13 protein-coding genes are annotated in these 15,793 nt (G+C 35.8%); 12 read left to right on the top strand and 1 reads right to left on the bottom strand.

All coding sequences use genetic code 11. The features are described from left to right. Positions 1-2 precede the first annotated feature (2 nt). Positions 3-1,007 carry an SUMF1/EgtB/PvdO family nonheme iron enzyme gene (locus tag MSG66_RS04610; RefSeq protein ID WP_324652612.1) on the bottom strand — a complete coding sequence of 335 codons (1,005 nt, stop codon included), beginning with the start codon at positions 1,005-1,007 and terminating at the stop codon, positions 3-5. 823 nt (positions 1,008-1,830) lie between these two features. Between MSG66_RS04610 and MSG66_RS04615 the strand changes: the two genes are divergently transcribed. The 12 genes from MSG66_RS04615 (at position 1,831) to MSG66_RS04670 (ending at position 15,718) form a co-directional block, all read left to right on the top strand. After that, positions 1,831-2,520, top strand: a complete 690-nt coding sequence (locus tag MSG66_RS04615; protein WP_324652614.1) for a hypothetical protein — start codon at positions 1,831-1,833, stop codon at positions 2,518-2,520. Positions 2,521-2,536: 16 nt separating this feature from the next. Then, positions 2,537-3,040, top strand: coding sequence for a type VI secretion system contractile sheath small subunit (tssB, locus tag MSG66_RS04620; protein WP_003651049.1), 504 nt, complete (start codon positions 2,537-2,539; stop codon positions 3,038-3,040). Next, positions 3,033-4,514, top strand: a complete 1,482-nt coding sequence (tssC, locus tag MSG66_RS04625; RefSeq protein ID WP_133974264.1) for a type VI secretion system contractile sheath large subunit — start codon at positions 3,033-3,035, stop codon at positions 4,512-4,514. Before tssB ends, tssC begins: the two co-directional genes overlap by 8 nt. Before the next feature lie 49 nt (positions 4,515-4,563). After that, the gene (locus tag MSG66_RS04630) at positions 4,564-5,067 is read left to right on the top strand and encodes an Hcp family type VI secretion system effector (protein ID WP_003651052.1); all 504 of its coding nucleotides are present in this window, start codon (positions 4,564-4,566) and stop codon (positions 5,065-5,067) included. Positions 5,068-5,145: 78 nt separating this feature from the next. After that, positions 5,146-5,622: a type VI secretion system baseplate subunit TssE gene (gene tssE / locus MSG66_RS04635; RefSeq protein WP_002048404.1), complete on the top strand. Its 477-nt coding sequence runs from the start codon at positions 5,146-5,148 to the stop codon at positions 5,620-5,622. A gap of 16 nt (positions 5,623-5,638) precedes the next feature. Then, complete coding sequence (gene tssF, locus MSG66_RS04640) at positions 5,639-7,450, top strand: type VI secretion system baseplate subunit TssF (protein ID WP_324652618.1); 1,812 nt, start codon at positions 5,639-5,641, stop codon at positions 7,448-7,450. Next, positions 7,414-8,412: a type VI secretion system baseplate subunit TssG gene (gene tssG, locus MSG66_RS04645; RefSeq protein WP_133974260.1), complete on the top strand. Its 999-nt coding sequence runs from the start codon at positions 7,414-7,416 to the stop codon at positions 8,410-8,412. Before tssF ends, tssG begins: the two co-directional genes overlap by 37 nt. Then, the gene (locus MSG66_RS04650) at positions 8,409-9,818 is read left to right on the top strand and encodes a hypothetical protein (RefSeq protein ID WP_324652621.1); all 1,410 of its coding nucleotides are present in this window, start codon (positions 8,409-8,411) and stop codon (positions 9,816-9,818) included. The genes tssG and MSG66_RS04650 overlap by 4 nt, the downstream gene beginning before the upstream one ends. A 30-nt stretch (positions 9,819-9,848) precedes the next feature. Further along, entirely contained in the window at positions 9,849-13,670 is a 3,822-nt protein-coding gene (gene tssM, locus MSG66_RS04655) for a type VI secretion system membrane subunit TssM (protein ID WP_324652623.1), read from the top strand. Between the two features lie 37 nt (positions 13,671-13,707). Then, positions 13,708-14,664, top strand: coding sequence for a type VI secretion system-associated protein TagF (gene tagF / locus MSG66_RS04660; protein WP_324652625.1), 957 nt, complete (start codon positions 13,708-13,710; stop codon positions 14,662-14,664). A gap of 6 nt (positions 14,665-14,670) precedes the next feature. After that, positions 14,671-15,438 (top strand): OmpA family protein, encoded by a 768-nt coding sequence (locus MSG66_RS04665; protein WP_324652627.1) that lies wholly within the window; start codon positions 14,671-14,673, stop codon positions 15,436-15,438. Positions 15,439-15,454: 16 nt separating this feature from the next. Next, entirely contained in the window at positions 15,455-15,718 is a 264-nt protein-coding gene (locus tag MSG66_RS04670; protein WP_042897393.1) for a PAAR domain-containing protein, read from the top strand. The last annotated feature ends 75 nt before the right edge of the window (positions 15,719-15,793 follow it).

The raw sequence follows: 15,793 nt of genomic DNA on the forward strand, positions 1-15,793 counted from the left end.
AGTTATTTTATAGGCTGTGGAACATTAGCGACACAACGCGCAGAATATAAACGATACTTAGTTTTACTTTCCTCATTTGGAGTTGGTAAAGCTTTAGTTCTAGCTATGTTTATTCCATCAGCCATCATCAAATTATCGGCTCCCATTGGCGATGTACTACGTAATACCTTTTCAGTCCCTGTTTTAGGTCCTGTTGGGTTATCAATAGGTGAATGTTTATAATAATATTTATCGTACCAATCATTCATCCATTCATAATTATTCGTAACAAGGTCGTAAAAACCTAGAGGATTCGATGGTGTTTTCCCTAGAACAGGAATGTTTACGGCAGTAGAGGGGCTGTTTTTCTCAATATATTGATCGTATTGTTCCATACTCCATAAGTTTTTTCCCTCTTCAATATGGCCTGTATTAGTTGCAAATAGAGTATATTGTCCTTTATTTCGAGCTACATATTCCCATTGTGCTTCACTAGGTAAATCCATAGGTGTTCCGACTTGCTGTCCCAACCATTGGCAGTAGTCTTTGGCTTGTTGCCACGCCATACCAGTGGCTATTTCATGAGCGATTTTTTGATTATATCGCTTATTATCTGCACTCTCATTTTGTCCGGTGGCTTCTGTAAAAATATTAAAGTCTTCTAACGTTGTTTTATAAGCATTCATATTAAAACTACTAAGTGTGACTTTATGCAGTATCTTATTATTATCCCCTGGCGAAAAAGGTTGGTTAGCAGGTTTTTCAGTATTACCCTTGGGATTCTTCACCGCCATACTATTTGGAACCATTTTTTCTAATTCTGGGGTCACTAGTCCAAAATCACCCATCAGGTAGCTACCACCTTCAACGAATATCATATTCTTTTTGGTTTTTTTAACCAATTGCTGAATTTTTTGTTGAAGTTCTGGTGAGAGCTTTGAAGATTTATGATTTGTCTCACTAGATTTAGCACAAGCACTTAAAGCAAGACTTGAAAATAAAACAACAGCTATATTCCGTTTCATCATTTTGTTGGAAATCATTGGGTTGAATATTGATGAAGCTATTTTAATAAGAGATGTGAAAGATATAAATAGCGGTTTTGTTATTCAACTCGGTGAATAATCATTATAGTTTATGAAAAATTAGAATGAGCTCAGATAGTTTATAATTGAAATATAGATTAGATGCCTTTGTTGGGGGATTTCGTGTGAGTCAATTGGCTATTTAAAAGAGAAATCTATAATTCATCATGATATTTTTACAAAAACAAACTTAATTTTTTGCTTATAGATTTTTAAAGAAAATATTTGAAAAATCATACTTGAGGCTAAAGATGGTACTTTTTAATCCTTATTCAGAAAACTAAATTTATTTAAAAAAGTATAATCGATAGACAGATTAGTCTTGACAAGTTTTATATTTTTTGTACTGCAATCTTCTACTATAAGTTTTGATGGCTTGTTCATAACCAAATGGAATTACTATCTAGTAATATAAAATTAAATATTGTTAAGCAAATGTTTCATAAAAACTAAATGAATGATATTTAAATCAATTTTTTATTTAGTTTTTATTTTAATTTTTTTAATAAAAATCAATAATTTATTTTTAATTACAAAAAATAACAATATTATATTTTTATAAGAATAACTTTATTAAGCTATATTTTATAACCATCTTAACTATTTACTTTTAGTTTAAGTTGATATGATTTTTATATAAAATATGTTTGTTTATATGATAAACTGCGCATAAATTTTTTGAATATAAGGTTTTTAGGCTGATTTTTTAATGTTTTATCAATATTAACTTTTCAGTAAAGCCTTGAATAAATAAGAAAACAGAGGAATGAAAGTTGTGTTGAAACGAAGTATTTTGATACTTTTGCTGACTGGAAACATTATCGGTCTATCATGTGCTCAAGCAGCAGAACTAGAGCCTGTAAAACTTAAAAAAAGTTGTATTAAAAAGAATCCGTTAGCAGAAGGTCAAAATGATCCTGAGCTATTGAATATTTTTAAACAAGTTTGTGATAGCGATAATACGACTCAAAAAAATGATTTATTAGCTAAAGCTGCTATGCGGTTTTACCAAACCAATCAACCAGTTAAAGCATTGAATTTGGCAAGCCAATTGCAAAGTCAAAATATACGCGGTTCATTAATAACAGATGTTCTATTTTTATCTGGCGTAAGCATTGCAAATAACTCATTGCAGCAAATGCGAAGTCAGGAAATGCGTTATTTAAGCAACGATGTAACTTATCCACCTGCTAAACAGTTAATTGAAAATATTCATACTTCAATGCCTGCGCCTGATACTTCAAATGTTAAGGCAGCTACAGAAGGTGGCTCAGTTGATAACGAAAGAAGAAGTTATAGAAAACAAGCTGTAACACGTAACAGAGTTACTACTTCCAGAGCAGTAACTAAACGAGTAGCAACTCCAGCAAAAGCAACTGCGGTTAAACCAAAAACTGCCCCTGTAGCCAATGTTAATAAATCAAAAAGTTCGCCTTTTGACCCTTTAATTAAATAATCAGGAATAGAATCTTATGGCTAAGAGAGAAAGCGTACAAAAGAAGCTTCAGCGAATTCGACCTCCACGTGTTCAGCTCACATATGATGTTGAAATTGGTGATGCAAAAGAAGCGAAGGAATTACCATTTGTTGTTGGTGTGATGGGTGATTTTTCGGCAGCATCTGAGCTTGAACGTACAAAATTAAAAGATAAAAAATTCATCAATGTCGATTTAGATAATATTGATGAAGTTATGGAGTCATTGTCTCCAAGAGCAGCTTTTCAAGTAGATAATACGCTGACTGAAGAGGGTGGGAGAATTGCAGTTGATTTAACATTTAAGTCAATGGAAGATTTTCGCCCGGAAAATGTTGTTCAACAAGTTGACCCATTAAAAAAACTGGTTGAAGCCCGTGAGCGTTTAACAGATTTGAGAAATAAGATTTCTAACAGCGAGCGTCTAGAAGACTTACTTGATGAAGTTCTTAAAAGTACTGATCAGATCCGTAAATTAAGTGCGGAGGCTGATCATGAATAATGCTCAATCGGCAGCAATGCCACTTGTTGAAAATGAACAAGTTAATCTTTTAGACTCGATTGTTGAAGAAAGCCGTATTGCCCGAAATGAAGAAGAACATTCGCGTGCAAAAAGCTTAATCGGTGAACTTGCCAAGGAAGTAATGGCAGGGACAATTACAGTTTCTGAAAATATGACTTTATCAATTGATAAGCGTATTGCAGAAATTGATGCACTGATTTCAAATCAATTAAGTCAGATCATGCACAATGAACAATTCCAAAAAATTGAGTCAACTTGGCGTGGTCTTTACTACTTCTGTCAGGAAACACCTTCTAATCCTCTCATTAAAATTCGTATGTTAAATACGACTAAAAAAGAGTTGGTCAAAGATTTTCAAGGTGCTACAGATTTTGATCAAAGTACTTTATTCAAAAAAATCTATGAAGAAGAGTATGGGTCTTTTGGTGGTGCACCATATTCAGCACTCATTGGTGATTTTGAGTTTGACCGTACGCCTTCTGATATGTATTTGCTTGAGCAAATCTCTCATGTTGCTGCTGCAGCTCATGCGCCTTTCGTTTCTGCTGCTAGCCCAAGCATTCTTGGTCTTGAGTCATTTACAGATATTGATCGTCCTAGAGATGTTTCAAAAATCTTTGAAACGGCTGAATATGTTCAATGGCGTTCATTCCGTGACAGTGAAGATTCTCGTTATGTCGCTTTAACCTTGCCACACGTGCTTGGTCGTCTTCCTTATCATCCAAAAGAAGGAACAGCGACAGAAGGGTTTAACTTTGCTGAGGATGTTTCTGGTGCAAACCACAATGAATATTTGTGGATGAATGCTGCTTATGCTTTCGGTACTCGTTTAACAAATGCATTTGATATGCATGGTTGGTGTGCTGCAATTCGCGGTGTTGAGGGTGGTGGTTTGGTAGAAGGCTTACCAGTTCATACTTTTAAAACACAAGATGGCGAAGTGGTATTCAAGTGTCCAACAGAAATTGCTATTACTGATCGTCGTGAAAAAGAATTAAGCGATTTGGGCTTTATTCCTTTAGTACATTGTAAAAATACCGATTACGCTGCTTTCTTTGGCGCGCAATCAACTCAAAAACCTAAAAAATATGACAATGATACAGCAAATGCAAACTCTGCTTTATCAAGTCAAATTCAGTACATCATGGCTGTTTCACGTATTGCTCATTATTTAAAAGCAATGATGAGAGATAAGGTGGGTAGTTTTGCTTCTGCTGGAAATGTTGAAGCATTTTTAAATGAGTGGTTGTCACAGTATGTATTACTTGATGATGGCGCTTCTCAAGAAGCAAAAGCTCAATACCCTTTACGTGAAGCGTCTGTAAAAGTTGTAGAAGATCCTGCTCAACCAGGTCACTACAAGTCTGTGGTTTTCTTGCGACCACACTTCCAGCTGGATGAGTTGTCGGTTTCTTTACGACTTGTCACTGAGTTACCTCAGTCCTCAAATTAATAAAGGTCAGCGAAAGAATAACTTTAAATTAAAAATAGGAAAGTTCTAAATGAAAGATATATACGTTGAGTTTCGCGGTAAGTATAAAGTTGATGGCGAATCTCGTGATTCTGAGCACAAAGGCTGGTTAGAAGTTAACTCTTGGTCTCACAACATTCGTCAACCTAAATCTGCTACTTCAAGTAGTGTTGGTGGTCATACTGCTGAACGTGTTGAACATTCAGATATGCTTTTTATTAAAGACTTAGATGCAACTAGCCCGAAATTATGGGAAGCATGTTCAGCTGGTTATACATTTGATGAAGTACAAATTGATTTTTATCGTGCGAATGGTGACAAACGCATCAAGTACTTACAAATTAAATTGAAGCATGTTCTAGTTTCTAGTGTAACTCCAACAGTTAACGAAGAAGGTGTTCCAACTGAAGCGTTTGGTTTGAAATACGCAGCTGTTGAGTGGACATATAACCAACAAGATATTAACGGTACTGCTAAAGGTGCTGTTACTAAGAAATGGTCACTTTCTAATAATACTGCTTCTTACGCAGCATAATTATTTAAGTGAATATTTGGTGGAGGCTGACATAAAGTTAGCCTCTGCTGTCTTTAAGCATGCTTGTTGTGAACTCGAATGAATTTAGATCGGCTTTATCCATACGGATTTCGTTCAACTTTGTTTGATCGTTTAATTCCTGAAAGTGAAGATTATGCAAAAGGTCTTTCTATTCAGCAATTAAGAGAATCGGTAGCAAAAGATTTAGAAGACTTGCTGAATAGTCGGGTCGCTAAATTGGACCATGTGGTTGATGATTATCCGCTAGTTAAAAAATCTATACTTCAGTTCGGGATTATTGATTTTGTGGGGCTTTCTACAGCCAATCCGCTAGATCGAGACAAGATTTGCCAATCAATTGAACAATCAATAGCAGCTCATGAGCCTAGATTAAGACAAATACGGGTCGAGATGTTGTTGGATGGACATAATATGGGGGCATTATGTTTAAGTATTCAGGCTTATCTAAATATTCATCCACTGTATGAACCTGTCGTTTTTGATGCATTGCTAAAACCGACAACGCAACAATATGTAATTTCGGCGAGAACCTAAGCGTAGTGGGTGTGTTGTGATAGAAGAGCTTTTACCGTTTTACGAAAAACAACTACAAGAATTTGGTCAGCAATCTCGAGAATTTGCCCAAAAATATCCGAAAATTGCTCAACGCTTATCTTTAAATCAAGAGCAGATTGATGACCCGCATATTGAGCGTCTTATACAGGCGTTTTCATTAATTGCTGCCCGCATTGATAAAAAACTTGCTGATAGTTATGACGTATTTACACGTTCTTTATTTGAGGTGATGTTTCCTCAATACCTGAGACACTTTCCAGCTTGTTCGGTAGTAAGTTTCGAAGATATAAATAAAATTAAACAGCTCACACAAGCCCATGTTGTGCCTGCACATACGGTTTTGAAGTCTCGTAGTTTTAAGGGGGTTCAATGTGAGTTTAATACTACGCAAGAAGTCAAATTACTCCCAATAACGTTGCAAGCGCTAGAGTTTAAAAGTACACCAAGTGCACATATGCATTTGAGCCAAAATGCGACTTTAAATTTTAAATTCGAAATTTTTAATCATGCTCATTTATGTTTAATAAATGAAAAACTGCCTATTTATTTAGATGCAATTTCTAATTTTCCGCTTCAAGTACTAGATAGTATTTTTAAGAAGGGAACAACTTTTGCCATCAAAATAGGGCAGAAAGTTATAGCGCTGGATAAAAATCCATTTGAGTTAACTGGTTTTTCAGAACAAGAAAGTCTATTGCCACTCGATCAACATACTCATCATGCGTATCGTTTACTCATGGAGTATTTCTGTTTTCCTGAAAAATTCAATTATCTTAAGTTGGATTTAGACTTTTTAAAGAATCTATCTCTAGAAGGTAGTGAGTTTGAACTCCTGATTCATTTTAAATTAAATTTAAATGATCAAGCCGTGGTTCGAAATTATTCTGAGTTGAATGTTGCTAATTTTAAATTATTTACTACACCAGTCATTAATTTATTTGAAAAATATGCTGAACCTCAAAAAATCGTACACAAGCAATTAGAATATCCATTAATTACAGATGCGCATCATCCTGAGTTTTATCAAGTCTATTCAATTACTGAAATGAATATGGTGCGTGAAAAAACCAGTCACGAAGAAAGTTATGTTCCTGTGCTGCCTTTTTTTGCGATGAGTCATTACCATGCAGACAAGGCTCGCTTTTTCTATTCGGTCAACTATCAAAAACTACAACCGAATTTCGTTGAAATGGGATATTCAATTATTTCTAAAAATTTAAATCCTTCTTCAACACGTTCAGATTTTATTAGTACAAAATTATTGTGCTCAAATCGTGACTTACCACACGAAGCATTGGGGCAATCTAATAACATATTGAACTTAAATGATAGTAGCCTCGCTAGACGTGCCATTGTTTTAAAAAGACCGACCAAACCTTATCAATTTGGACAAAGCCAGAGTGAACAGTGGCGGGTTATTTCGCACCTTTCATTAAATAGTTTAGCTTTAATGAAAGGTGATGCGGTATCTCATATTAAAGAATTACTTGCTTTATATAACTTACCGTTATCAAAAGAAAATTATCTAATTATTGAATCAATTGAACATCTTGAATTTTCACTTACTCATAAACTGGTAGATTGTAAACCATTTCCAATGTTTGTAAGGGGCGTGAAGGCCGAGTTGCAAATTGATTCATCTGTATTTAGAGGTCATAGCCTATACATTTTTAGTCAATTGTTAAGTCGTGTTTTTAATTTAAAGGTTCAAATTAATAGTTTTGTTGATTTGGTTGTTAAGGATTATTCATCTCAGCAGGAGTTATACCAATGCAGTCAGAACGTTGGTGGCAAGACTCTTCTATAACAGCTGAGTTGTTTACAAAGCCAAAGTCTTTTGAATTTATTCAGGCAACACGTCTATTAAGGCACGATTCAAGTCACGCAGTTGGTTCATCTTGGAGTGATTATTTCAAGTTTGAGACATCCTTTAATTTAAATTTCCCTGCTACTGAAATTGAAAATTTAGAATTATCGAATGAGCGGGTTTATATCACTAATTTGATTGTTGGCCTTACAGGCATACAAGGTGCTTTACCTTATACATATACCAATAAGATTAAACAGGCCCCACGGCAGCAAAGAGCTGAAACTAAAGAGTTTCTGAGTTTATTTAACCATAAGCTTACCGCTCAATATGTAGAGTCCAGCATTACATATAATTTGCCAATTCGATATGAGACTGAACATAAAAACGATTATTTAGATATTCTGCATGCGTTGAATGGCTATGTGCGATCGCAACATCAGCAAACAGAGCTTGATGACTATTTTGCAGAGTTTTCTGGATTAATGCAGGGCCAGAATAATACAGTTCATGCATTAAAAACGATGCTGTCGTGTATTTTTAAGCATGAAATTACAATTAAAGAGTTTATACAAGAATCTTTTAAGTTGGCGAGTGACCAATTAACCACTTTAGGTGGAGCTCTGCCGAGCCTACTTGGTGTTAATACATTTTGTGGGGAAACCATTCAGCAAATTGATGGAAAAATCGAAATTCAGATTGGACCATTAAAACGTCAGCAATATTTAAATTTTCTTCCAAATCAAGAGTTAAGTTTAAAACTAAAAAAAATTGTAGAAACTTGGTGTAGTCCAACTTTGTCGATAGATCTTCGACTCGTATTAGATGAGTCTGAAATACAACCTATTTGTCTAACTCATCATAATCAGAATGGTTTGGGGCAGGGTTCTTTTCTTATATCACAACAACCTAAAGTGCATAGTCATGAAACTTGCTATAGCCTTATTGGAGAGAAAATATGATTAAAAAAATATTACTCTCATTTATTGCTATTTTTACAGTAGTTAGTGGAATTATTATTTTCTATTGGCGTGACGTTCAATATAATCCTGATAAAGGTGATTTTTTCCTTTATTTCTTAATGTTACCTGCAATTATTACCTTGGTGATCTTATCACCTTGGTTAATTTACAGCGCCTATAAAACTTACAAAGACAAGAAAGAACAAGCTATAAGTCAAAATAAAGATGATGCTAATCCAAATCAAAATGTAGTAACTGATCAACCATTAGAACAGCTAGATTTCAATATTTACTCTGCTTTTGCGGTGCATGCGTTGGGTGAGAATGAAGCAATTATTGAGCAGCTACAAAACTTTAAAAGTCCAGAGCTGGATGATCAATTGTTAAACTCTTACGGATTACCTCTTTTATCTTATCGTATTAAAGACTTGGATGAAGATAATCATGAGGAGAGTGATTACTCATCTCCAAGACAAGTTCGTATGATGTCATTAATACAACAACAATTAGAACAAAATATAGAAAACTTATATCTTGTTGCAGAGCATTTAAAACGTTCAACTTTATTTTATGAGTCGCAGCAAGCTCGTGAATATCATATGCATCCGGCATGGGTTGATCCCGAGTCTGAATATGACGATGCTCAAATGCCTGTAGTCGAAGTTTACCGTTTAAATCGTTTAAATCTACACATCCTTCTTTCGGAGGATTTACTACATATCTGGAATGATGATCAAAGTAATGAACTAATTTTAGAGTTCTTTGCTGAGATTGGTATTGCTCCACAAAAAATTCACATTGAATATCATTTTTTTGGAGAGCAATTAGCTTACCAAGAGTTAATACATTTATTAAAAGGTATTCATAAAAGAGAGCATGAGATGTTCTTTTTAGTCGTGGCTGATTCAGAAATTGATCAAGATCTGGTCGATGAAAAATCTTGGATGATTAAAGATTATATTCCTGCTGAATTTGCAGCAAGCTGTTTACTTGCAGATCCTTTAGTAAAAATTCAAGAATTAGAACCTACTAAAAATCTGAAAGTTGTTGTATGTCAACAAGATACAGCGAAGCTTTTTACTCATTTTGAATTTCATGATTTACCTCAGCATGAAGGTGAAGAGCCTTATGTGCTGATATTGTCAGATCAGACGGATATAAAAGTTTCGAAGAAATTGCAGCAACACTTTCTTCAAACACCTGTAGAACCACATCACTATATTTATGTGAAATCTTCTTTAGGGCATACCCAACATTTAGCTGATATTTATGGCTTTATGCTGAGTATGCATTTTCCTGAACATATCATTCCTTTTGTCTTTGGTGAAAATACGGTGTCAGCACATACGTTTGTGCAGAGTGTCACCGAAAATTCAGAAGATGATGTGATGGTGTTGAATAACTAATTTAAACTTTGGACTTAGAACGAGAATAGAATGCATACAATTTTAGGCTACTTGTGGCAGTACATCACGAATCCTAAAGCAATTATCGCCTTGTCATTGTTCGTGGCATTGATGTCTTCATATACTTCAATTCCCCGTCATATATTCTGGGCTTTAGCGACTGCCTATGCTTTGGGTCTTATTGTTTATGGTATCTATTGGCTTATTCAACGAAGAAAACATGCTGCTCAAGGTGAAGAGTTAGCTGAAGCGATTGAAAAAGATAATCAAGCTGAGTACGGAAAAAATAAAGATAAAGAAGAGCTTCAGCTTGTTAATCAACAAATGAAAGAATCAATTCAACTGATTCGTAAATCTAAGTTGGGTGATAAAAAAGGAAATGCTGCACTTTATGAACTTCCTTGGTATATGGTTATTGGTAACCCAGCCGCAGGTAAAAGTTCAGCTATTTATAATTCTGGTTTAAAGTTTCCTTTTGAAGAAACGCATCAAAAAATGGTATCTGCTGGTTTAAGCGGTACTCGAAATTGTGACTGGTTTTTCTCTACAGAAGGTATCTTACTTGATACTGCAGGTCGCTATTCTGTGTATAGCGAAGATCATTCTGAGTGGCTAGGTTTCTTAAATATTTTAAAAAAGAACCGTTCTAAAGCTCCAGTCAATGGTTTGATTTTAATTGTCAGTATTGCCGAGCTGATTAGTCAAAGTCCTGAAAATTCGTTAAAGCTTGCTAAAAATTTACGTGCTCGTATTCAAGACCTAACTGAACGTTTAGAAGTCGTTGTTCCTGTCTATTTAGTCTTTTCAAAGATGGATTTGATTGCAGGTTTTACAGAGTTTTTTGAATTTTATGAAGCTCAGGAATATAACCAAGCTTGGGGAGCGACGCTTCCGTATGACCAGAGTTCTTCGCATAATGCCGTAGATTTGTTCGAGAAACATTACAATATTCTTTACGATGGTCTAAAAGGGGTAAGCTCGACTCATTTAAGTCGTCGTCATTCGCAGAATATCTCTCCAAGTGTAATGACTTTCCCATTAGAATTTAAAACATTAAAACCAGCTTTAAAGAGCTTTATTGCGACACTTTTTGAAGATAATCCATATCAATTTCAACCTGTTTTCCGTGGGTTCTACTTCACTAGTGCTTTGCAAGAAGGTGTAATTGAAAGTCCAATGACTGAGCAAATTGCCCAAGAATTCCAACTGACTCAGATTGCTCAAACTGATTTAAAAGATCATTCAAAAATTACCCCTAACCATGGTTATTTCTTAAATGGTCTGTTTTCAGATGTTATTTTAAAAGATAAAGACCTTGTGAAGCAGCATGTAAATGCTGGCAGAAAACGTCAACGCTACATTGCATTTATTGGTGCTTTGGCAGGTGTTTCAATTATTCTGGGTGTTTGGGTTTGGTCATATCGCAATAACCAGCAATTGATTGCCGAAGTCCAAGCTGATTTAAATAAAGTCGTTCAGTTAGAAAAAGCTTCGGGCCAGCAATTGTCAACCCAGTTAGAAGCTTTACTTATTCTTCAAAGACGTCTACAGCAATTAGATGAGTTTGATGAAAATAGACCACTTAAGTTTAGTTTTGGTTTATATCAGGGCAATGAGCTTCGTGAAAAGTTAAAAGCTGAATATTTAAAAGGTGTTAAGCAAATTGTTTTAACCCCGACACAGCAAAATATTGCTCAATATTTGCAACGTGTAAAAAATAATGAAGCAACATTAAAAGCCAATCATACGAATGTTGAAATTAAGCAAACCGCTCAAACTCAACAATATTTAGAACCTTCAGACACAAATCCTCAAGATGCGTATAACGCATTAAAAGCATATTTGATGATGAGTAATCCACAATATATGGATGCAAGTCATCTAAGCGATCAGGTTACGCGTTTCTGGCGCTCTTGGTTAGATGCAAATAAAGGCCCAATGCCACGTGCAGATATGATTCAGGAAGCTGAACAGATCTTGTCATATGCAATGACTTTAGCGAATGATAAAGAATTCCCAATTTTAGATGCAGATTCGCAAATTGTTGATCAAACACGCCAAGTATTGCTTTCTGTTGTGAGAGGAATGCCTGCCCGTGATCGTGTTTATAATGAAATAAAAATGCGTGCTGCGGTACGTTTCCCTGCGCTGACCGTAAGTCAAATTGTAGGGGAAGCAAATAAAAATGTTGTATTGGGTAGTTATGCATTGCCTGGTGTATTTACCCAAAAAGCATGGAATGACTATGTAGAAAAAGCGATTGAAGAAGCCGCGGATAAGCCAACAGATAGTAAAGACTGGGTGCTAAATAGCCGTCAATCTGATGATTTAACTTTCTCAGGCAGTCCTGAACAAATTAGAAAACAACTGACAGCACTCTATAAGCAAGAATATATTGCGGAATGGAGAAAGTTCTTAAGTGGTATTCATTATGCTAAAGCTGGCCAATTTGCTCAGCAAGTAAAAAATATTGATGTTTTGGGTGAGCCGCAAAATTCTCCGATTCGTACCTTAATTGAACGAGTTGCAATCGAAACAAACTGGGATAATCCAGTTGTGCAAGCAGAGCTCGCAGCTCCACAAAAAGGATTTGTTGCGTGGTTTAAACGTAAAGTTTTAAATCATGACGATAAGGTTGCTAATCAAGTGGCAACAAATGCTCAGGGCGCTATTTCTCAAGAGTACCAAATGTTCTATCAGTTGGTTCGCAAACGCGATGATCAACAAGGTAAATCATTGCTTGATGAATATATGACAAATTTAGCTCTAGTTCGTAGCAAGTTTAATGAGCTTAAGAATGCTGGTGAAATTGGGCCTAATGCGATGACATTAGTCAAGCAAACCCTAAATGAGCAGACTTCTGTATTTAACCAGACACAAAAAATTGTAGATGAAAAAATGGCGGTTGGTTTCAATGAAATTGATCAGCGATTACTACAAAAATTAGTAGTTAGTCCACTTACACAATCTTTCGAGAGCTTAATTACACCGACACAAGATGAAATTAATAAATTGTGGGTAATGCAAGCTTATCAACCATTTACAGCAAATCTTGCTAAGAAATATCCATTTAACTCATCAGCTTCTTTGCAAGCTACAAGCAGTGAAATTGGTCAAATCTTGGGTGAAAATGGCAGCATTTCACGCTTTGTAAAAGAAAGTCTTGATCCATTTGTGATCCGTCGTGGTTATACGTTAACGTCTAAGACATGGAAAGATTTAGGAATTAGTTTAAATCCTCAATTCGTCATGAATTTCCAAAGATACGTTACTCCGGCGAATGGTATGGCAACAGGTGAGTTGAATGCTCAAGCTCCAGCGGCACCCGCAACCAACCAATCTAACTTCCAGTTCTACCCAATTCCAAATCCACAATTGCTTTCATATACCGTTGATATTGATGGTCAGCGTATGACTTATGAAAATGGTGTTCAACAGTGGGTTAACTTTATTTGGCCAAACCAAGGAAGCATTCCAGGTGCTCGTATCACCGCAGTAGATTTACAAGGTCAAACGCACACGATTTTTGATGAGCCAGGTGAATATGGTATTAACCGTTTAATTGATAGTGCTCAACGTAAAGAACAAAATGGTGGATTTGAAATGCTGTGGCGTAGTAAGACCGACCCATCATTAGTTGTAAAAATGAATTTCCGCCTAATCAGCAGTAATTCAGGCAGCATTGGTTCAAGCCGTGGTTATTCTGGTATGCAACTGGTTGATAAAGTCACTGCCGATAAAGCAGCTCGAGTGGTGTCTGCTCAGCAAGCGCCAGCTCAAGCTGCCGCTCCAGCAAGAACTGAAAATCCTGTTGCAGCACTCGCTCAGCCTTCTGCGGGAGTTAAACCATGATATGGAAAATAACCTCTATGCGAAAGGAGGAGCAATAATGCAAACATTAAAAACCACTCCTTTGTATTACGGCAAAAGTCCTGCACGAGGCGACTTTTTAAAAACAAAAGGTCAGAATGCCTTAATACAGTTGCTTGATCAGTGGATTACTGAAGCATTGGAATATGCGATGCAATCGGGCAGCTTTAAAGAAGCTTATAGCACGTTGCCTTCACTGGATTTCTTTATTGCAAATCCGAAAGAAAATATGTTTTTGGTTGCGAACTTACTCGCAAGTGAAGATAGTTCAGGTCGATCTTTTCCAATGGTGCTGAGCCATTTATTAGAAATTGATTTGCCGTATGATAATTTGTTATATGCGCCCTATAGCTATAAACATGTACTTGTTGATTTATTTCAAAACAATCGTGCTTTAAAAGGCATTAAAGATTCAGATTTGTTACTGGGAAAATTAGGTCACTTACAAAATCAAATTCAGGTTTTAACTGAACGAGAATGTGTAGGCTTTTATGAAAATCATACGATGCATTCATTTGCCCAGTTAATGAAGCTAAGTATTTATGAGTTAGCGCAAAGTATGATTGGGCTGGGATTATTACTACAGCCAATTTTACAAAATGGAACTAGTCGGTTAAATAAAGTTTTGATTTTGCCTATTAATAATCCGGCTTACAGTTATGAAATAGCGGCCTTTTGGGGCAGTATTATTTGTCGGTTTTTAAAGGAACATAATACTGAGGTGCTGATAGGTTTGTTACATCGAGAGCAGCCCGTATTATTCTTCGGTTTTCAAGGTGCTGATATTTTAGCCCTTAGCGATATTTTTACTCAGAATATGGATAGTAAACATTGGGTTTCTTTAATAGAGGCTCAGTGGATTGATACTTACTTGGAGCAGAATGCTGGTTTAGCTACGCTAGAACAATCATTATGCCAACGGCAATTAAGTTTAAATCAAGGCTTAAAACTATTTAGACAGACTTTTTTTGGGTGAATAATAATGAATAAACGATATCAGACTAAACTTTCACAGCTCATAAAAGGCTGTCTTATCTATGCCGTAGCTAATTATGCTTTGGCTCAGCCCATTGTTGTAGAAGGCGTAGTTCCTAACGAAGCCAGTAAGCAGGCTATCTTATTAAAAATGCAGTCTGTTTATGGCGCAGATCAGGTTGTAGATAAAATACAAGTTAGACCTGTAGCTGCTCCAAATGGATGGAGTGATTCGGTTACACGAGTTATTACACCTGACCTAAAAAAAGTCTCGCAAGGTAAATTAAGTGTAAACGGTACTCGATTTGAGTTGAGTGGAAAAATGCTGAATCCAGCAGATATCCAGCCGACTATTCAGTCTTTTCAAGGGTTAGTTCAGCCACCATATCAACTGTATTCACAGTTATCAGTCAATCAGGCTGAGCAGAAAATTATTGATGATGCATTGAAAAATCGAATTATTGAGTTTGAATCTGGTAGTGCAGTTTTAACTGATGCGGGTCAAAAAATTCTAGATGAGATGGCTATTGCTTTAAACAAAGTGGGTGGTAAAAAAGTCAAAATCATTGGACATACAGATAGTTCTGGCGATGCGACTAAAAACTTAAAACTTAGTCAAGATCGTGCTTTGGCAGTGAAAAACTATTTAATTAGTAAAAGTATTCCGGCAGACCATTTATCTACAGAAGGTTTAGGTTCCTCTAAGCCAGTTGCAGATAATACGTCTCCAGAAGGAAGAAAGAAAAACCGTCGAATTGAGTTTACTGTTCTATAAATATAAGGAGAAGAACATGGCTAGCCCTTACATTACGATTGGATGCCCAACCACTGGTGGAGGGCAAGTCATTTCAGGGAACAGTACGTTTTTAATTGAAGGAATTGCAATTGCGTGTGTAGGAGACAAGGCCACTTGTCCGTTACATAAAACGGTTTCTACGATTGTATCGGGTGATCCGAATATGCTTGTTATGGGAAAATCTGGAGCGCGTGTAAATGATTCATTATCATGCGGCTGTAAATTATTGCCAAAACAGAGTTTAGTTAATCAAGGATAAGGGTAGAGATATTTTATATAAATATCTACTAGAACATATTAACGCTTGAAATGATGAGTAGTTTGTCTGATAAAG

This window comes from Acinetobacter sp. IK31, assembly GCF_035615195.1.
In the GTDB taxonomy this organism is placed as follows: Bacteria; Pseudomonadota; Gammaproteobacteria; order Pseudomonadales; family Moraxellaceae; genus Acinetobacter; species Acinetobacter calcoaceticus_C.